The organism is Flavobacterium sp. GW821-FHT12A05 (assembly GCF_058807735.1).
Window position 1 is genome coordinate 1 of the sequence record NZ_JBXAQY010000002.1, and the last position, 20,739, is coordinate 20,739.

General features: G+C 34.4%; 14 protein-coding genes. 11 read left to right on the forward strand and 3 right to left on the reverse strand.

Going from position 1 to position 20,739, the window contains the following annotated elements; all coding sequences use genetic code 11:
* Positions 1–280: 280 nt before the first annotated feature.
* A complete protein-coding gene (locus AC1RRQ_RS03435; protein WP_493021471.1) occupies positions 281–1,297 on the reverse strand; it encodes an LLM class flavin-dependent oxidoreductase in 1,017 nt (338 codons plus the stop codon).
* 174 nt (positions 1,298–1,471) lie between these two features.
* On the opposite strand from AC1RRQ_RS03435, the gene AC1RRQ_RS03440 reads away from it, so the two are divergent.
* The 4 genes from AC1RRQ_RS03440 (at position 1,472) to AC1RRQ_RS03455 (ending at position 6,741) form a co-directional block, all read left to right on the forward strand.
* Positions 1,472–1,987, forward strand: a complete 516-nt coding sequence (locus AC1RRQ_RS03440) for a DUF2975 domain-containing protein (protein WP_493021473.1) — start codon at positions 1,472–1,474, stop codon at positions 1,985–1,987.
* Positions 1,988–1,989: 2 nt separating this feature from the next.
* Positions 1,990–2,196 (forward strand): helix-turn-helix domain-containing protein, encoded by a 207-nt coding sequence (locus AC1RRQ_RS03445; RefSeq protein ID WP_012024053.1) that lies wholly within the window; start codon positions 1,990–1,992, stop codon positions 2,194–2,196.
* 116 nt (positions 2,197–2,312) lie between these two features.
* The gene (locus AC1RRQ_RS03450) at positions 2,313–3,197 is read left to right on the forward strand and encodes an ABC transporter ATP-binding protein (protein WP_493021475.1); all 885 of its coding nucleotides are present in this window, start codon (positions 2,313–2,315) and stop codon (positions 3,195–3,197) included.
* 4 nt (positions 3,198–3,201) lie between these two features.
* On the forward strand, positions 3,202–6,741 hold the full coding sequence (locus AC1RRQ_RS03455) for an ABC transporter permease/M1 family aminopeptidase (RefSeq protein WP_493021477.1): 3,540 nt from the start codon (positions 3,202–3,204) through the stop codon (positions 6,739–6,741).
* Between the two features lie 268 nt (positions 6,742–7,009).
* Here the strand turns inward: AC1RRQ_RS03455 and AC1RRQ_RS03460 are convergent, their stop codons facing one another.
* Complete coding sequence (locus AC1RRQ_RS03460; RefSeq protein ID WP_493021479.1) at positions 7,010–8,242, reverse strand: polysaccharide deacetylase family protein; 1,233 nt, start codon at positions 8,240–8,242, stop codon at positions 7,010–7,012.
* Between the two features lie 347 nt (positions 8,243–8,589).
* Here AC1RRQ_RS03460 and AC1RRQ_RS03465 point away from each other — a divergent pair, with 347 nt between their 5' ends.
* Complete coding sequence (locus AC1RRQ_RS03465; RefSeq protein ID WP_493021481.1) at positions 8,590–9,375, forward strand: alpha/beta fold hydrolase; 786 nt, start codon at positions 8,590–8,592, stop codon at positions 9,373–9,375.
* Between the two features lie 118 nt (positions 9,376–9,493).
* On the opposite strand, the gene AC1RRQ_RS03470 is transcribed toward AC1RRQ_RS03465, so the two are convergent.
* On the reverse strand, positions 9,494–11,467 hold the full coding sequence (locus AC1RRQ_RS03470; protein ID WP_493021483.1) for a sigma 54-interacting transcriptional regulator: 1,974 nt from the start codon (positions 11,465–11,467) through the stop codon (positions 9,494–9,496).
* A gap of 208 nt (positions 11,468–11,675) precedes the next feature.
* Here AC1RRQ_RS03470 and AC1RRQ_RS03475 point away from each other — a divergent pair, with 208 nt between their 5' ends.
* The 6 genes from AC1RRQ_RS03475 (at position 11,676) to kdpB (ending at position 20,540) form a co-directional block, all read left to right on the forward strand.
* A complete protein-coding gene (locus AC1RRQ_RS03475) occupies positions 11,676–14,114 on the forward strand; it encodes a histidine kinase dimerization/phosphoacceptor domain -containing protein (protein WP_493021485.1) in 2,439 nt (812 codons plus the stop codon).
* A gap of 51 nt (positions 14,115–14,165) precedes the next feature.
* Positions 14,166–15,521 (forward strand): sigma-54-dependent transcriptional regulator, encoded by a 1,356-nt coding sequence (locus AC1RRQ_RS03480; RefSeq protein ID WP_493021487.1) that lies wholly within the window; start codon positions 14,166–14,168, stop codon positions 15,519–15,521.
* A 357-nt stretch (positions 15,522–15,878) separates the two neighbouring features.
* Positions 15,879–16,160 carry a DUF7674 family protein gene (locus tag AC1RRQ_RS03485; RefSeq protein ID WP_071636641.1) on the forward strand — a complete coding sequence of 94 codons (282 nt, stop codon included), beginning with the start codon at positions 15,879–15,881 and terminating at the stop codon, positions 16,158–16,160.
* A 163-nt stretch (positions 16,161–16,323) separates the two neighbouring features.
* On the forward strand, positions 16,324–16,401 hold the full coding sequence (kdpF, locus tag AC1RRQ_RS03490) for a K(+)-transporting ATPase subunit F (RefSeq protein ID WP_081909388.1): 78 nt from the start codon (positions 16,324–16,326) through the stop codon (positions 16,399–16,401).
* A 106-nt stretch (positions 16,402–16,507) separates the two neighbouring features.
* Positions 16,508–18,229 (forward strand): potassium-transporting ATPase subunit KdpA, encoded by a 1,722-nt coding sequence (gene kdpA, locus AC1RRQ_RS03495; RefSeq protein WP_493021489.1) that lies wholly within the window; start codon positions 16,508–16,510, stop codon positions 18,227–18,229.
* A 253-nt stretch (positions 18,230–18,482) separates the two neighbouring features.
* On the forward strand, positions 18,483–20,540 hold the full coding sequence (kdpB, locus tag AC1RRQ_RS03500; RefSeq protein WP_493021491.1) for a potassium-transporting ATPase subunit KdpB: 2,058 nt from the start codon (positions 18,483–18,485) through the stop codon (positions 20,538–20,540).
* Positions 20,541–20,739: the final 199 nt, after the last annotated feature.

The window sequence follows — 20,739 nt, forward strand, 5'->3', positions numbered from 1 at the left end:
GCATATCATAGCCCCGATAGTAGTGGAAATCCTTTTATTTTGGGGTTCAAAATAAAAGATTGCAGCGGATAGCGGGATTAAGCTCCTTAAAATTCCAATAATGAAAATACCAAATTCCAAAATTGCCGGCGCTTAATTTCAAATTCCAAAATCAAAAGGGCTTCGACTTCGCTCAGCCTGACAATCGAGGCTTTCTACTTTATATATATATGTACAAAAAAAAAAAAACAAACCCGACAGCTTTTAGAAACTTGTCGGGTTGTGGGAATGAAATCTACTCTTATATATGTATACTTTCGTTTAGGCTGTCGATTGCTTCTTTGGTGATTTGAATGCTTTTTAGTTTTCCCTGATGATCGAAGATAGGGCTTGTTACCATTAATTCGTCTATTCTAGCGTAGTCAATGAACTTTTTCAAATCGGTTATTAATTGTTCTTTGTTTCCTGTGAAGGTTCCGGCTGTCATTTGATTGACATGAAAACGTTCCTGCTCGTTCATGATGTCGTCTAATGACGGAACTGGCGGCTGTAAACCTTTACGGTCGTTTCTAATTAAGTTCAGGAACATTTGATACAAACTTGTAGACAATAATTCTGCTTCTTCGTTTGTATCGGCTGCAATGATATTAACACAAGCCATTGTTTTTGGTTTATCTAAATATTCTGAAGGCTGGAAATTTTCGCGGTAAAATTCAAATGCCTGAATCATCAGTTTTGGTGCAAAGTGTCCGGCAAAAGCATACGGCAATCCGTAAGCTGCTGCCAAAGCCGCGCTATCCATGCTTGATCCTAAAATCCAGATTGGCACTTTTAGACCTTCGGCTGGAAATGCACGCACTTTTCCTGTTGCATTTTCGCTTGAAAAATACTCTTGAAGTTTGCTTACGTTTTGCGGAAAACGCTGTGCCTGCTCAAAAAAGTCTTTTCGAATTGCTTCAGCGGTTGGCTGATCTGTACCGGGCGCTCTTCCTAAACCTAAATCGATTCGGTTGGGATAAAGCGTTTCCAGGGTTCCAAATTGTTCGGCAACAACTAAAGGAGAATGATTGGGAAGCATGATACCGCCAGAACCAACTCGGATATTTTTGGTCTGACTTGCTACATAACCAATTAAAACAACCGTTGCTGTACTTGCAACGTGTGCCATATTGTGATGTTCTGCAAGCCAAAATCGCTTATATCCTAAAGTATCTGCTAATTGCGCTATGTCTTTTGTTTTTTGGAATGTTTCTGTGGCATTGCTATCCTGAGTGATGATAGCGAGCTCTAATAATGAGACTGAAATTGGGTTTTTCATATAAAAAAATGCTAATATGCAAAATTAAGCCTTTTATGTGGATGCCTTTTGTTTTCTAATGTTAATAGATTTATAATATTCTCAAAAGGTTTAAAATGAGTAATTTTTAATAATTAATTATTGTTTTACGATAATTAATTATACATTTGCAATATCAATCTAACTTTTAAGTATATGAAGACAACTTATATTGTATCTAGAATATTATTTTACTTTACCCGATTTTTGTCGGTGGTTTATTTCTTTTTGGCTGCCTATTCTATTTTTACTTTGGTAACGGGATTGTTTTTGACTTTTAAGGACAACGGAAAGTATTTTCAGGTTTGTTATCCTTTTACTTCTCATCCTTTAATGCTTGGCGATTATAATCTGCCTTATATACTTTTTGATTTTTTGGCTCCGCTGAGTTTGTACGGACTTTTCTTTTTACTGAGCAGTAATGTTTTTAAAGTATTTTTTCAGCCTAAATTATTTACTCCAAACGGAATTTCTCATTTAAGGCGTTTCTATTTATCCAATTTATTAATTCCGGGTATTGTAATATTTGTGGCTTTCTTTTTTGTGCCGCTGGATAATGAAGTTTCACTTTTTATTCTATTACACGGAATGCTGGGTGTTTTTGCGTACTTTTTAGCCGCCATTTTTAAACAAGGTTTAAACCTTCAGAACGAACAAGACTTATTTATATAACTATGCCAATAATTGTAAATGTTGATGTAATGCTTGCCAAACGCAAGATGCAGAGTAAAGAGTTGGCAGAAAAACTAGATATTACGCCTGCTAATTTATCGATTCTAAAAACTGGAAAAGCAAAAGGAATTCGGTTTGATACTCTCGAAGCTATTTGTAAAATATTGGATTGCCAGCCCGGGGATATTTTAGAATACGTGGCAGAATAGCTTTCTTTTTAAATCTTATTTCACTCTTAATAAATCGGTTTTTGAAGCCGAGAGGCATTCTATTGCCTAATTTTTTCAAATCATAGTTTAATTCAATCATCAAAATCAATCAAAAAATGAACAGTTTATCAATCAAAAAACTCAGCAAAACGTATGAGAACGGCACAAAAGCGATTGACAATTTATCGCTTGAAATTACAAACGGAATGTTTGGTTTACTTGGTCCAAACGGCGCCGGAAAATCGACTTTAATGCGGACTATTGCCGCTTTGCAGGAACCTACTTCTGGAAGTATTGAGTTTAACGGAATTAATATTCTGGAAAATCCAATGTTCATCAGGCAAAATCTGGGTTATCTTCCACAGGAATTTGGCGTTTATCCTAAAATTTCGGCTTATCGCCTGCTCGATCATCTGGCAGTTTTAAAAGGAATTGTCGATAAAAAGGAACGACACGATCAAATATTGTATTTATTGCAGCAGACCAATTTACTCCAGTATAAAGATAAAGCGGTTCATTCTTTTTCCGGCGGAATGCGTCAGCGATTTGGAATTGCTCAGGCTTTACTGGGAAATCCGAAAATTATTATTGTGGATGAACCTACTGCGGGACTTGATCCAGAAGAAAGAAACCGATTTAATAATTTGCTGAGTGAAATTGGCGAAAACATTATTGTAGTTCTATCGACTCATATTGTAGAAGACGTTCGTGATTTATGCCCAAAAATGGCCATTATCTCCAACGGAAAATTGATTTTGGAAGGAAAACCAAACGAAGCGATCGATTCTTTGAAAGATAAAATCTGGATGAAAGCCATTCAGAAAACAGAACTGAAAGAACATCAATCGAACTTTAATATCATTTCGTCCAACTTAAATTCAGGGAAAATCAATATTCATGTTTTCTCAGATACACGACCAGATTCTGGTTTCGAATTGATATCGCCAGACTTAAGCGATGTTTATTTTAGTGTTTTAGCTCAAAATCAACTTAAAAATTAGTGTTATGCTTTCTAAATTAATTCAATTTGAATGGCATAACACTACCAGAAGCTGGACTTTTTATGCCACGTTTATTATTTATTTGGTTTTAGGATTTTTTGTGAGTGCTTTTGCGAACTTTTCTTTTTCGGGCGCTTACAAAAATAGTCCGTATGTGCTTACGTATGCGATTGGTTTGATTTCGCTGATGGCGATATTTTCGATTACACTTCAGGTCGCGCAGCGTTTTTTAAAGGAATATGAAACGAAATTCGATTCGATTATTTTCTCCTCTCCTATTTCTAAGTTTCAATATTTGGCTCCAAAATTTATTACTGCGTTTATAATCGCCGTAGTTTCTTTTGGAATGTTTATCGTCGGAATGATCGTTGGACATCAAATGTCGTGGCTTTCTAAAAGTGAGATTGGTTCTTTTGAAATTATAAATTATCTCTGGCCATATTTTGTAATTGTGATTCCGAATATTTTCTTGTGCCTTTCTATATTGACGGCTTTGGCCTGGCTTACGCGAAGTAAACTTTTTATTTATGTTGGCGGATTATTAATTTACATCTTATATATCGTGGGGTCTATTTTTTCGAATTCGCCCATCTTTGCAAATGCTTCTCCCTCTTCGGCGAAAGCCATGTCTTTGGCTGCAAAAATAGATCCGTTTGGTTTGGCTGCTTTTTTAGAACAAACGAGATATTGGACTTCAATTGAAAAAAATACCGAACTGGTTTCGCTTTCGGGGAACTTTTTATTTAATCGATTGTTGTGGATTTCGGTTTCACTGCTTTTACTTTTTACTTCATATCACTTGTTTTCTTTCCGAAAAACGAAAACCAAAAAGATAAAAACGCCTAAAGTCATTTCAAAAGAAGAAAAAATCCTTTCTTTGGAAATTCCAAAAAAAATCGAGTTCAAAACTTTCAGACATAATTTTACTGTTTTTAAAAGCAATATCAAGCTGGATATTTATTTGATTCTAAAAGGAATTCCGTTTTTATTGATTGTTCTTTTATTTTCGGGATTATTGGCAATCGAAATTTCGGATGAAATTGACGGCGGTATCCGATTAGCCGAAAAAATTACGGATACGGCTTTGATGATTTCCACCATAATGGATCGTCTGCCTTTTATTCTGATCTTGATTCTCCTTTTTTACAGCAGTGAATTATTAAACCGAAGCGAAAATTCGAGATTTGAAATGCTCGAAAATACCGCCCCTTATTCTCAATTTGTGATTTTACTATCCAAATTGACAGCGCTTTTTATCATTCCGTTAATCATAATCAGCATTAGTATTTTGATTGGATGCGCCTTTCAGATTGCGAATGCCAATGCTCCAATCGAATTGGATCTTTATCTTTCTTTGTTTTATTATCTCGGTTTTCCGTTGCTGCTGATTTCGATTTTGATAATCTCAATTCAGACTTTTATTAAAAATAAATACATCGGACTTTCGGTTGCTGCTTTTGTCTGTATTTTGTTTTGTACGGGAATTGGCGAACAATTGGGAATTTCACATCCTTTACTGCGATTTGGAGATGCGTTTAAAAGAGAATATTTTGATTTGAATGGTTTCGGAAAATATACTTTTCCGTTTCATATTTCCATGTTGTACAATTTTGGATTGGCTTTACTGCTTCTTACTTTGACAGGAATTTTGTGGAAAAGAAACGCTTCAATTGTAAAAACCTTTCGAAGAAATTCCTGCAATGCCTTTCAAAAAGCAACTTTTGCATTGGGAATTATTCTTTTTACTGGCTTTGGGAGTTATCTTTTTTACAAAACCAATATCGAATATCCGTATTTGACCGAAGACGATCAGAACAATTGGAGCGAACAATATGAAACTCAATTTAAAAAGTATACCACTCTTGCCCAGCCTACGATTGTTTCTGTAAAAAGTAAAGTCGATTTATTTCCTGAGGAAAACCGTTATGAAGTAAAAGGCATTTATGAATTGATTAATAATACTGAAAAACCAATTGATAGTTTACTCCTATATATAGATCGAAATTCTAAACTGACTTCTGTTGAAATTCCGAATTCGAAAAACCTGGACGATGTTTCGGCATTTCATCATTATTGGTATCGATTGGAAAAACCTTTGCAACCGAAGCAGAAAATGAAAATGAGTTTTTCTTTTGAGTCTTCGTGGTCGCCATTTAAAGGACATACAGCATTTAATTCTATTATTGAAAATGGTTCGTTTATGCGAATAAGTCGTTACTTTCCGCTTTTTGGCTATCAGGAATCGAATGAAATCAGCAGTAAAAAAGAACGTACGAAAAGACATTTGAAACCGCAGGCGCCTCTTAAAAAACTGGAAGACAAATCGGAAATTAAATATGATTTTGTTGATTATGATGCTGTGGTTTCGACTTCTAAAAATCAGACGGCGATTGGCATTGGAGATTTAATTGGAAATTGGAAAAAAGACGACCGCAATTATTTTCATTATAAATCTAACGGAAAGATTCCGTTTCGGTTTGCTTTTTCTTCTGCCGAATATCAAATTCAAAAAACAAGTTATACAGGAATTTCTATTGAAGTTTATTATGACAAAAGGCATTCCAGAAACGTTGCTAAATTAATTCAGGATGTGAAAAACACTTTAGATTACTGCCAAAACAATTTTGGGAAATATCCATACAAAACGATTCGTTATGCCGAAGTTTCTGCTTTCGCGGATGGATTTGCTGCGACTTCATATCCGTCCACTGTTTTTATGAAAGAGAATTTCGGATTCTACAGCAACCTCAACAATAAGGATAAAGAAGATGTAATTAATCAATTGACGGCGCATGAATTGTCGCATGAGTGGTGGGGGAATTCACAGATTAGTCCGGAACAAAAAGAAGGAAGCTGGATTTTGACTGAAACTCTGGCGCAATACACCGAACTGATGTTGTATGAAAAAGAACATGGTTTGGAAAAGGCACTCGAAACTTTAAAAATTCATCTCGATTTATATTTGAGCAGTCGAAGTTATGATCCTGAAACGCCTTTGTATAAAACGAATTACGATACGCCACATTTGCCTTATGATAAAGGAATGCTGGTAATGTATCAGCTTCGGGTTTTAATTGGTGAAGAAAAAGTAAATCTGGCTTTGAAAAATTTTCTGAGTCATTATAAATATCCAAATCCCTTTCCTGATTCTGAGGCTTTATTAAAAGAAATTTATGCAATGACAGATCAAAAACTACATTCTAAATTAGATGAAATGTTTAAGCAGATTATTACGTATTCGTCAAAAATAGAATCTGTTTCAAGTATTCAAAAAAATGATTTTTATGAAGTTTCTTTTAAAGCTGACTCTAAAAAGTATCGGGAAAATGCAACTGGAGAACGAAAACAAATTGCAAACGATGCCACAATAGATATTGGGATTTATGATGAAAACGGAAAATTGTTTCTTAATCCTTTTGCTATCAAAAACAATAAAATTGAAGGGAAATTAAAACTCAAAACAAAACCTCAACGCATTGTTGTTGATCCGTATTTAATGAATATTGATACTTTTATAAAGGACAACGAGAAAGAGATTGATTAGATTTTTTTTTGCCACGAATTCCACGAATTTCCACTAATTTTTAATTTTAGTTTTTCGCAAATGCTCAAAATATAGCTCGCGGTTTCAACCGCGGGAAACGTTACGAATTGGGTGTAATTAGACATTGTGTACCCGTGGTTGAAACCACGGGCTATGTTTGAAATAAAAATCAGTCAAAAATAGGAATTAGAGAAATTCGTGAATTCGTGGCAAAAAAAATCATTTTAATCCTTTTATCCCGATAACTATCGGGAGTGGCTAAAACCTTTTATTTCAATTGAATCAAAATCTGTTTGTGGTTTGTTTTTCCGTCGTCTTTTATTTTCAAATCTTTATTGGATTCGATTTCAAATTTTGAAGAAGTATCGATTACTAAAGAAATATCTTTATGCCTAAAAGTTTCTGGAATTTCAGGCAGTTCAATCGTAACTTCTATTTCTTTATTTTTTTGTTTGTAATCGACTTTAATTCTGTCTCTTAGCCAAATGTATTCGTAAACTTCCTGCCAAGGCGCCATCCAGATAGAATCGTTTCCTTTTGCGCCGTATTTATTGGCAAGCGTTATCATATAGTATTTAAAATCCGGAAAACGCATGCTTAAATTCCACAAGTTTGTATTTCCGGTTCCGTGTGTAAATTCGTTAAACCAAATTGCATTGGGTTGTTTTACAATTGAATCTACTGTTTTTAAATAACGATCCATTGTTTTAAAACTGGTCGTGTCTTTTGAACTCCGCACAAAGGTTCGGGCAGAAATCATTTTATCTAAATTCATTTTTGAATCAACATTAAAAACTGGACCAACACCATAATAAGACGCAACCGAAAAATGCCCGTTATTAAGCGCCTCTTTTTCATATTCTAAATAATATTTCTCATCGCCTTCTCCGCCCGGAACCACAAAATGCGACATCGTAAAATCAAGATTTTGTTTTATCGAAGTGGTATTTTCGGTTACTTCTGTCAAATAATTTGTGCCGTGTTTTGTTGCGTGATGGAAACCATGATTCAAAATATCCCAGCCGGCATTGTACATTTCTTTTATTTCAGGCCACGAAAGATGTCCACGGTTTGCTGGTAAATCTCTAATTGAACCTCCGTTAACCGCCAAAGCCAATTTAAACGGAATTTTATTTCCGAATCCGTCAGAATAAAAAAGACCTTTTGATGTTGTTCCGTCTCCGCCCTGATCAATCTTCCATTCGTTTTTATCGGGATTACTTATTTTTCCTCCATTCAATAACGGAAAAGCGGTTAAATAAGCAGATCGATATCCGTCATCAAGCGTAAAACTATAAGCAAAATGTTTGTTGTATTTTAAAGGAGCAGGTTTTATATGGACTTTATTGTCTGATTTCAATTTAATTTTAAAGGAAATGGTTTTCGCTTTTGAAGAATCGATTTTAGTATTGAATTCATTTGCAAAACAAAGTGAAACCGACGTAATCAGGAGAATAAAAGTCAATAAAAAGTGTTTTATTCGGTAATGTGGTATTTTCATTTTTAGGTTAGAATTAGAGATTTTAAAGATACGAGATAATTAATAAGTTTTGAGTGTAATAATGGAACGCGGATAAAACGGATTCGCTTCGCGAAAACGCGGATAAAAACGGGTTTTTATTATTTTAAAAAATAAAATCTGTGTCAATCAGCGTTTTCACCAAGTGAATCCATAAAATCAGTGTTCTAAATTTTATCGCGCTAAAAGTTGATATTTCAACACATTAAAAGTATTTAACGAAATATAATAAGTCTCCTAAAGTCAAAATAGCAGAAAATCCTTTGTAATCAGTGCTTCGCAAAAGGGCATGCAGATTGTATTTTAAAATACAACTAAAAAATCCTGCTATGTATCTTTCTAATACAAAAACGATTGTGTTTATTTCGGGAGCTTTTGTGAGTCATTTTTATTGGGAAGAATGGCTTGCTTTTTTTAAAGAGAAAGGATACAAGGTTGTGGCGCCGCCATGGCTTCATAAAAACGATTCAGCTGTAAATTTAAGAGATCAAAATCCGTGTGTAAAAATTGGTTCGATCAGCTTATTTGATCTTTTATGTTATTACACCGAAATTATTGAAAAACTTCCTGAGAAACCTATTTTAGTGGGACATTCTTACGGCGGATTTTTGGTTCAATTATTAGTTCAGAAAAATTTAGCCGAAGCCGGAATTTGTATTAATCCTTTTCCGCCAAAGGGTTTTACTGCTTTAAAATTTTCGTTTTATAAAACCATTTTCCGTTTTTCAAATGTCTTTTTTTCTTCTAAAAAAACGTTTCTTCTGCCATTCGAAAATTGGAGAAATACGTTCTTCAATATTGCATCGATTGAAAAGCAGAAAGCAGTATATGACAAATTCATTATCCCGGAATCTAAAAAGGCTTTGCGAAATCTATTTTCAAATCATGCGAAAATCAACTTCAGGAAAAAACATGTTCCGCTTTTTTTTATTTCTTGTTCAGAGGATCAAATCATTTCTCCGAAATTGGTTCATTGGAATTTCAGAAAACATCGAAACCTGCATTCTATAACGTGTTATAAAGAATTCAAAAACAGAAATCATTTTTTAATTCTTCAAAGCGAATGGCAAGAAGTTGCAGAATCCGTGGTAAAATGGATTGAGAAAATGACTTAAGTTTATTTATTATTTGTCTTTGAATCTCGCAAAGTCGCCAAGTCGCAAAATTTAAACTTAAAAAAGAAAAAACTTGGCGACTTGGCGACTTGGCGAGCAATTTTCTTTGCAAAAAAAATTAACTTATTTCTCTCTTAATTTCTAATTTCTTGATTTTTGAATTTAAGGTTGAAGGATGGATATCCAGAATTTCGGCTGCACCACCCGCGCCTGAGATTTTTCCGTTGCATTTTTTAAGGATATATAAGATGTAATCCCGCTCATTTTCTAAAATGGTTTTAATCGAAAACGAATCAGTGTTTTGCTGTGCATGCATTTTAGACGAAGGCAAAAATTCAATTGCTTTAATTGTATTTCCTTCTGTAAGCAGTAAGGTACGTTGAATAAGATGCTCGAGTTCTCTAATATTTCCCGGCCAGTCGTAATTTGTTATTTGCTGTAAAGCATTGTCTGAAAGCGTTGGCACTTTTCTACTCATGCGTTCGCTGTAGACTTTTATAAAATGATCTGCCAATTCCGGAATATCTTCTTTTCGTTTTTTTAATGACGGAACCATAATTGGAAAAACATGCAGTCTATAATATAAATCCATTCTAAAACGTCCTGCAGCGACTTCTTCTTCCAGGTTTTTGTTGGTTGCCGCAATAATACGAACATCAATTTTTATGGGCATTAGTCCGCCTACACGTTCTATTTCACGTTCCTGTAAAACGCGCAGTAATTTTACCTGAAGTTCTAATGGCATCTCTCCTATTTCATCCAAAAAAATTGTACCTCCGTTTGCCAATTCAAATTTTCCTATTCGCTTATCTGTTGCTCCCGTAAAAGCCCCTTTTTCATGTCCGAATAGCAAGGATTCGGCAAGGTTTTCCGGGATGGCGCCGCAATTTATTATAATTAATGATTTGTCTTTTCGTGGAGATAAATCGTGAATACTTTTGGCAATCTTTTCTTTTCCGGTGCCGCTTTCTCCCAAAATTAAAACAGAAGTATCAGACGGCGCTACTTTTTTAATGTAATTAAAAACCGTTACCATTTGAGAACTGTTGCCAATTATTCCTTCAAAACCAGATTTTATATTTTCGTTTTTTTCTTTCTTCACCTGAATGTCTTTTGGTTCCAGAATTATGGATACCGATGAATAAAAACAAGATATAAATTGTGAAAATGTATTTTCTAAATTAGATAATAATTTTAAGTTTTCATTGGAATAAATATTGAAGTTACGGCTGTAGAAAGTAAAACAAAAACGCTGCGAGACTGCAATTGAAAGCGGAAAAACCAAATAGGACTTAATGCCGAAATTATGTGAAATAATTCCTTTTATGGGCGCAGCCTGAAAATTATTAATCAACGATTCTTCGCTGTAAATAACGGGTTTAATATCAATCTGCGATTTTATGTAGGTTTCGTTTAATTCTTTTATGGATATATCGGCAATTTGAGAAAGCTTTTGTACGCTTATAATTTGATATTGGTCGATATTTTTTCGGATGATTCCGAGATTCGAATATTGTTCTGCATTTACAAAACCAACTTCTAAATAATCAAAACAAACAAAGGTTTGAATGATTTTGGCAAAAGCCAATAAAGCATCTTCGAGTTTAAGGTTTGAATTGATTAATTCTGTAAGGTCATTTTTCAATTCTAATTGCTGCATTAACTGCGATTCTAAGCTGTATTCTTGTCTATAAAAAGCAATTTCGAGAGTGGTTAAAATATCTTGTTCCCTAAAAGGTTTTACAATAAATCCGTATGGCTGTGTGGTTTTGGCCTGATCTAAAATTCTTTTGCTTGAATTGGCCGAAATAAAAATAAAACCAATATTTTTTTCTTTTAAAACATACGCCAGATCAATTCCGTTTTTATCTCCTTTCAGCATAATATCCAAAAATACCAAATCCGGTTTTTGGGTCTGAATTACATCCAATGCCTGATCGACTGAACGCACAATCCCGATCACTTTATAATTTGCTTTTTCCAGAATTAACTGCAAATCATGTGCTTCAATAAATTGATCCTCAACAATTAAAATTTGTTTTTGTAAGCCGTTTTTTTCAGATTGGGTGCTGTTTTCAGAGACCGTTCCCATAAAATGTAGTATTATTTATATTATAACCCTGTAATTTACTGGTATAAAATTAGTTAAATAACACCAGTAATTTCAGTGTTTTGGATTTTTTATATCAAAAAAACCATATTTAATGTGAATTTTCTTGATATTTTTCAAAAAAATCAGGCTTCTTTATTTCTATATTTGTTTACTAAAACCAATCCAAAAATCTAATATTTAACAAATTATGAAACGAATCATTTCTTATTTGATTTTGTTAATTACCTGTTCATCATTGGCACAAATATCTCCTGCTGTGGCCAAATATGATCTTCCCAAAAAGAGACTCTTAATTCAATCTTGTTCGATGTATTTATTTAATGCCAATCAAGGTGCAATTGATCCGGATAGTTCTGTAGTGGTAGCTTGTAAAGCATACAAACTGCCTGTTTCGTTAAGTTATAATGAAGGTTTTTACGACGGCACAAAATTAATTGGCAGTGATTTAATAGATAAAGGTGATATTTATTCGGCACAAAAACTTTTGGCTAAAACAAAAGCGGAAGATAGAATTAAATTATTGCTTCAATTAGGTAGTTTTTATCTTTTTAAACCCGGTTCAAAACCAGAAGATCTTAAAAATGCTAAAACCTATATTGATGAAGCCGTTTCGGTCAGCAATCAGCTTAAAATAAAAAAATGGCAGCATCAAAGTTTATTGCTTTTAGGTAAATATTATTATCAGGCCAATAATCCGGCCGAAGGAAAAAAGTATTTCTTGCAGGTTATAGACGAATGCCGAAAACAAAATGACAAACCAGGTCTTGCCGAAGCTTTAGATGCTTATGGAACGCTCTTATTTAATTTAGATCCTGAGAAAGAAAAAATACTGCAAGAAGCCGTTTCGCTTTATGCTTCTCTAAATCTTGAAGAAAAAAGAATAGAGAATTACATGAAGATTACCACGATTTATTTTTGGACAAATAAAGTAAGTGAAGCCAAAAAAAGATTGTATCAAAATTTAATCGATTTACGAAAAATTGGTTTCACGCATCAGCAGTTTGCAGAAACTACCATTGCTTATATAGAATTGAGCCAGCGAAGCATTAGAACTGCTTTATATTATGCCCTGAAAAGCGTAAAAAGAATGGAAACCGAAAAAGATTACACTTTGGGAGAAATCTTTTATCTGCGATTGGGCGACGTTTATAATATTTACGGTCATAATGAGGCCGCATTAGAAATGTACAAAAAAGGTATTGAAATTGGACAGCAAAACGTAGACAGCGGTACTTGGTATAAAAGTTTTTTTGGTTCTATTGCCGCTTTATCTTTAAAAGGAAAAACTAAGGAAGCTCTCGAATATCTCAATTCAACTACCGAAAAATATCCTCCAAAAAGTACTTTCGATAAAATGTCAATTAATTACATTAAGGCTAATTGTTATTTTACTTTAAAGGATTATGTGCAGGCCGAAAAGTATTTTAAACAAATGGATTATTATGCATCGCAGCTCAATACTCCCGAAACCTTTAACGAGGTTGTACATCAGTACACTCAAATGTCTTTATTTTATATTGATACAAACAGACCGGAAAAAGCTAAATTTTATACTGATAAAGTTTTTGCTCTTTGTAAAATCTACAACAAAAATTACAATTCGCAGGGACTTCAGTATTTATTGTTCAAAACAGATTCTGTTAATGGTAATTATAAAAGTGCCATAAAACACTTTGAAAACTACAAGCAAATCAGTGATTCAACTCTTGGATATTCTAAAAACAAACTGATTGAAGAACTTAAAATTGATTACGAAACCAAGAATAAAGAGCAAAAAATTAAGCTTTTAAACGATCAGTCGAAACTACAGGAAAGCGAACTTCAAAAATCAAAACTCTTAAATAGTGTCTCCATCTGGAGTTTGATTTTATTGCTTATTACTATTGGATTATTGTATAACCGATACCGATTAAAACAACGAAATCACGCCAAACTTGAAATCAAGGAAAAAGAAATCAACCAGAAAAACATCAATCTGAAACATTTACTGGATGAGAAAGAATGGCTGTTGAAAGAAATTCACCATCGTGTAAAAAACAACCTTCAAACCGTTATTAGTCTACTGAATTCTCAATCGGCTTATTTAGAAAACGATATGGCTTTATCGGCAATAAAAAACAGTCAGCACAGGATTCACTCGATGTCTTTAATTCATCAGAAATTGTACAATTCCGAGAACATTTCGACGATCAATATGCCAAATTATATTAAGGAATTGGTCGAATATTTACGAGAATCTTTTTCACTTGGGCAGAGAATTCGCTTTGATGTAAAAGTCGATCCGCTGGAATTAGATGTTGCGCATGCTGTTCCGCTTGGGTTGATTTTAAATGAAGCGATTACGAATTCTATTAAATATGCTTTTCCCGAAGATCGAACCGGAATGATTTACATAACGCTCGAAACAGTAGCTGAAAATCAATATATATTGACTATTTCTGATAACGGAATTGGTTTTGATTTGAACCTCAACGATAAAAAAGCAAACTCGTTTGGAATGAGCTTAATAAAAGGTTTAACAGATGATCTTGAAGGAAAATTAACCATGGAAAATAATAATGGAACGATTTTGAAAATTGAATTTTCGCAAGAATTTCCTCTGAATCAAAAAAGGAAAATGATTTAAAACCTACATTTGTACATCAAAATACCAATTCGGTTTTTAGCTTATCTGCAAATGACAAACAAAATTTTAATTATAGACGACGAAGAAAAACTGAGAAGTCTGCTGGCGCGTATTATAAAATCGGAAGGATTTGAAGTTTTTGAAGCCAAAGATTTGAAATCAGGTTTTAAGAAACTGGAACAAACGGATATTGATGTTGTTTTATGTGATGTAAAACTGCCTGACGGAAACGGTGTTGATTTTCTTCAAAACATAAAAGGAAGTTTTCCGCTGACAGAAGTTATTCTGCTGACTGCTTTTGGGAATATTCCAGATGGTGTTCAGGCAATGAAAAATGGTGCTTTCGATTATATTGTAAAAGGCGACGATAATGACAAGATTATTCCGCTTCTTTATAAAGCGGTTGAAAAAGTGCATTTGCAAAAAAAGGTGCAGCAGCTTGAAAAACGCATTAACGATAAATATTCTTTTAATACCATTGTTGGAAAATCGAAAGGAATAGAACAGGTTATTGATCTTGCCCAAAAAGTTGCCAAAACAGATTCGACTGTTTTACTTACCGGCGAAACCGGAACCGGAAAAGAAGTTTTTGCGCAGGCCATTCACGAAAATAGTAATCGTGTTGGGAAATCTTTTGTGGCATTAAACTGCAGTACTTTTACAAAAGAAATTTTAGAAAGCGAACTTTTTGGTCATAAACAAGGCGCTTTTACGGGAGCTGTAAAAGATAAAAAGGGTTTTATTGAAGAAGCGAACGGCGGCACTTTATTTCTGGATGAAATTGGAGAAATGCCAATTGATCTTCAAGCCAAATTATTGCGTGTTTTAGAAACTTCCGAATATATTCCGGTTGGCGACACGACTCCTAAAAAATCAAATTTCAGATTAATTGCCGCTACAAATAGAGATTTAAAAACAGAAAGTGATGAACATCGCTTCCGTTCTGATTTGTATTTCCGTTTAAATATCTTCGAAATAAAACTGCCTTCTTTACGAGAAAGAATTAAAGACATATCAGTATTGACTCATTATTTCGTTAAACAGTTTTCTGAAAAAACGAATAAAAAAACATTACATATCTCTGATGAATTTCTGCAGAAATTAGAAAATTATTCCTGGCCGGGAAATATCCGCGAACTTAAAAATATCATCGAAAGATCGGTTATTTTGAGTAATGGTGATACTTTAACCTCGGATGTTCTGCCTTACGAAATGCAGCATCAAGCTGAAAATAATTCAAAACCTATGTCGGCTTTCTCGATGCAGAGTGTTGAAAAACTGCATATCCAAAAGGTTTTAAATTATACAAAAGGGAATAAAGCAGAAACGGCTCGATTATTAGAAATTGGAATTGCGACTTTGTATAGAAAGCTGGAAGAATATGGGATTGAAAATTCCAAAATTTAAAAATTTCCAAATTCCAATATTAATGGCAAATTTCAATATCAATTTTTAAAGCTTCGGAGAAGCGCAATATTTATAGATTATTTATTGCCAATGAAAAAAAGCTCCAGAGGAGCGACACCTACAATCCAAAAATATGCCGCCCCGCTGGGGCTTTCAAAATTCATAATTAATAATTCACAATTAATAATTAAACAAACCTTATCATTTCAATAAAAGCTTATCAAAATGATAGGCTTTTTTTATGCCTGATTTTTGGCATAAAAGTACATTCCTTTTATTGACAGTACTTTAGCTGTAACTCAACTTTTTCGGAACATATTTTGGCATAAGGAGGGAGAACATTAAAATTCATTCCAAATGAAAACTCAAGTTACCTCAATCTACAAACAAGCTGAACGCTTTGCCGAAATCACCAAAAAATCGATTATTTCAGGCAATATCGTGAGAGCAAAGAAATGTCTGGCTCTTGCCGAACGTTTGTTTATAACTGGAAGCATCGAAACTAAAAATGCCATTTCTAATGTGTATGTTTTTTCGGTTTCTTCTTTTATGGAAGTGCGTCACTGCAATATTTCTCATCTGTTTCCGCAGACACTTAAAGCGGAATATATCAAGCAGGTTAATGCATCGGGAGTGTAAAAAGTTTAATCGGTTAACTGTTTAATCGAAAATCTAAAGTCTACAATCTTAAATCTAAAATCCAAAATAATCTCCTATGATCACATTTCTTTTACTCGCATTGGCCGTGGTGCTATTTGCAATTTGTTTTATGTCAGTCGAATTTTTTGAAAAAATCTAAATCATGACCGCACTATTTATTATTTCAATCGCTGTTTTCGTGTATTTGGTATATGTATTAATCAAACCCGAAAAATTTTAAATCATGTAAAAAAGTGAAATCCTGAATGTGACATGTAAACGTAAATTTTATTCATCATCCTTTTTACAAAATCATCTCTCATTTTTCACTAAAAAATATAAAAATTATGAACACAGAATTATTAGGCGTCATTGGTATTTTTCTCCTCACCATTGTTTTAGCTATTCCTTTAGGAAAATATATTGCTAAAGTTTATTTAGGAGATAAAACACTTCTTGATCCGATTTTCAATCCAATTGAAAAATTTATTTTTAAAATCAGCGGTATTAATTCGGCTGAAGAAATGAACTGGAAACAACACTTAAAAGCACTTTTAAGTATCAATATGGTTTGGTTCTTTCTTTGCTTTTTTGTCTTATTGTTTCAGGGTTCTTTACCTCTTAATCCGGATAACAACCCTTCGATGACGCCTGATTTGGCATTTAACACTGCAATTTCATTTTTAGTCAATTGTAACTTACAGCATTATTCAGGCGAAAGCGGGGTTTCTTATCTTTCACAAATCGTCTTGATGTTTCTTCAATTTGTTTCTGCCGGTATCGGAATGGCTGCTGCCGCTATGATTTTTACAGCAATGAAAGAAAGAACAACAGAACAATTGGGTAATTTTTATAATTATTTCATCAAAAGCTGTACTCGTATTTTATTACCTCTTTCAGCAATTGTAGCTATCGCATTAGTTTTCAGCGGTACTCCTATGACATTTGAAGGTAAAGATGCTATTACAACACTTCAAGGTGATCATGTAGAAGTCTCTCGCGGACCCGCTGCAGCTTTTATTGCTATTAAACATATTGGTACAAATGGTGGTGGATTTTTTGGAGCCAACTCAGCGCATCCATTAGAAAATCCAACTTATTTTACGAATGGAGTTGAGCTTTGGGCGCAGATGATTATTCCGTTTGCGATGATTTTTGCTCTTGGATTTTTCCTAAACAAAAGAAAATTAGCGAATATTATTTTTGGTGTTATGACGGTTGGTTTCTTACTCTTGGTTGTTCCAACGGTTATGAGTGAAATCAACGGAAATCCTGCTATCGAAAAAATGGGTATTGCACAGGCAACCGGAGCGATTGAAGGAAAAGAAGTTCGGTTTGGCCCAGCAATTTCAGGTTTCTGGAGCATTGCTACAACGGTAATTTCTACAGGTTCTGTAAACAGTATGCACGATAGTTCTATGCCTATTTCTGGTGCTATGCAATTATTATCTATGATGGTAAATGCCTTTTACGGCGGATGTGGTGTTGGTATTTTGAACTACTATGTTTTCATTATTCTGGCTGTATTTATCTCCGGATTAATGGTTGGTCGAACTCCCGAATTTTTAGGTAAAAAAATCGAAGCGCGGGAAGTTAAAATTGCCGCTTTTATCGCCATTCTTCACCCTTTATTAATATTAGCCGGAACTGCTTTAGCCTCTTATTTTGCAGCACATGATACCGCAATGGGCTATTGGTTTAGCGGCAACGCAACAGGCTGGTTAAACAATCCTGGTAATCACGGATTCTCAGAAATGTTATATGAATATACTTCAAGCGCTGCCAATAATGGTTCTGGTTTTGAAGGATTGGGAGATAATAACCCGTTCTGGAATATCACTACAGGAATTGTATTACTGCTAAGCCGTTTTATTCCAATCATTGGTCCATTAGCAATTGCAGGTTTACTGGCAGGTAAAAAATACATTCCAGAGAGTGCAGGAACTTTAAAAACCGATACCTCAATTTTCGGAATCATGACTTTTGCCGTAATCGCAATTATCGCTGCTTTATCATTCTTCCCAGCATTGGCACTTGGTCCTTTAGCGGAATTCTTTACACTAAAATAAAAATGCTGGATATTTTAAACACATAGAAACATAGAATCTAAATCAATAAAAAAGAATAAAAAGAAAACTCGTTTTCACACATAGTTAGAATAACGATTTTACCATTCGTATTTCAATATAGGAAACGAATTGCAGGGACAAAGATTGTGATATACGTTGCGTCCCAGCGGTTGAAACCGCTGGCTATGTTCTATAATCCATGTGTTTTTAGCACACAACATTTAACAAATAACATTTAACTTTTTACAAGAAAATGACAACTAATAAATCCACATCATTGTTTGAAAGTAAACAGGTAAAAGAAGCCTTAGCGCAGTCTTTTGTGAAGCTTAATCCAAAAATGATGATCAAAAATCCGGTAATGTTTACCGTAGAAATTGGAACAGCCATTATGTTTGCTGTCTGCGTTTCAATATTAATGGGTGCAAATGATCAGGGAAGTTTTACTTATAACCTAATTGTGTTCTTGATTTTACTGGCAACGCTTTTATTTGCCAATTTCGCCGAAGCTATTGCCGAAGCAAGAGGAAAAGCACAAGCCGACAGTTTAAGAAAAACAAGAGAAGAAACTCCTGCAAAACAAATTTTACCTAACGGAGAAATTAGAAACATTAGTTCTTCGGCATTAAAAAAAGACGATATATTCGTTTGTGAAGCAGGCGATTTAATTGCTGCCGATGGTGAGATTATCGAAGGTCTGGCTACAATCGACGAAAGTGCCATTACCGGAGAAAGTGCTCCTGTAATCAGGGAATCTGGCGGAGATAAATCTTCGGTTACCGGAGGAACAAAAGTATTATCTGATAAAATCAAAGTAAGAGTAACCTCTGAACCAGGCGAAAGCTTTTTAGATAAAATGATTGCTTTGGTTGAGGGTGCGAGCCGTCAGAAAACACCAAACGAAATTGCCTTAACCATTTTATTAGCCGCATTTACTTTAATCTTCGTGATTGTGTGCGTTACGCTAAAACCGTTTGCCGACTATGCCAACGCACCCATCACGATTGCGGCTTTCATTGCTTTGTTTGTTTGTTTAATTCCAACTACAATTGGTGGTTTGCTTTCTGCGATTGGTATTGCGGGAATGGACAGAGCTTTACGAGCTAACGTAATTACAAAATCTGGTAAAGCGGTTGAAACTGCCGGAGATATTGATGTACTGCTTTTAGATAAAACAGGAACCATCACCATTGGAAACAGAAAAGCAACTAATTTTTATCCAACAAAAGGAATCTCTTTTGATGATTTTGTTAAATCGGCTGTTTTGAGTTCGCTTGCAGATGATACTCCGGAAGGTAAAAGTATTCTCGAGTTAAGTGAAATATTAGATGTAAAAAGTGAAACGAAAGCGAGCTTTTTACAAACTACTTCTGACATCGCGCATACCATCAAATTTACAGCCGAAACCAGAACTTCTGGAGTAGTATTAAAAGACGGAACCAACATTAGAAAAGGAGCACAAGATGCTGCAAAAAACATTGCGCAGCAAGCCGGAAATTCTTTTCCTGAAGATACTGCCCAACAAGTTATTACCATTTCGTCTAACGGAGGAACTCCGCTAGTTGTTATAAAAAACAATGAAGTTCAAGGTGTAATTGAACTTCAGGATATTATAAAAACCGGAATGAAAGAGCGTTTTGAGCGTTTACGCAGAATGGGAATCAAAACGGTTATGGTTACAGGTGATAATCCGCTTACGGCTAAATTTATTGCCGAAGCAGCTGGTGTTGATGATTTTATTGCCGAAGCTAAACCTGAGGATAAAATGAATTACATTAGAAAAGAACAAGCCGAAGGACGACTAGTAGCCATGATGGGTGACGGAACAAATGATGCTCCTGCCCTTGCTCAGGCGAATGTTGGAGTAGCCATGAACAGTGGAACTCAAGCTGCAAAAGAAGCAGGAAACATGGTCGATCTTGACAATGACCCAACGAAACTAATTGAGATCGTTGAAATTGGAAAACAGCTTTTAATGACTCGTGGAACTTTAACTACTTTTTCTATTGCAAATGACGTTGCGAAATATTTTGCTATTGTTCCTGCTCTTTTTATTACTGCGATTCCTGCGCTGCAAGGTTTGAATATTATGCATTTGCATAGTCCTGAAAGTGCCATTTTATCGGCTGTAATTTTCAACGCGGTTATTATTCCAATTTTGATTCCGCTTGCGCTGAAAGGTGTTGACTATCGTCCAATTGGTGCCAGTGCGATCTTAAAAAGAAACCTTTTAATTTATGGACTTGGCGGATTGATTGTTCCTTTTATCGGAATTAAAGTAATTGATTTGCTTGTCTCTTTATGTATGTAAAAAAGGTACTAAGGTTCTGAGATGCTAAGGTGCTAAGTTTTTTTTCTTAGTCCCTCAGAAACTTAGTTCCTTAGAATCTGAAAAAAGGTACTGAGATGCTAAGATTCTAAGGGACTGAGGTTTTCTCTTAGAATCGCAAATACAGGAATCTTTAAAAACTCAAATTAAAAACATGACTTCGATTTGCTAAGCTTCTGAA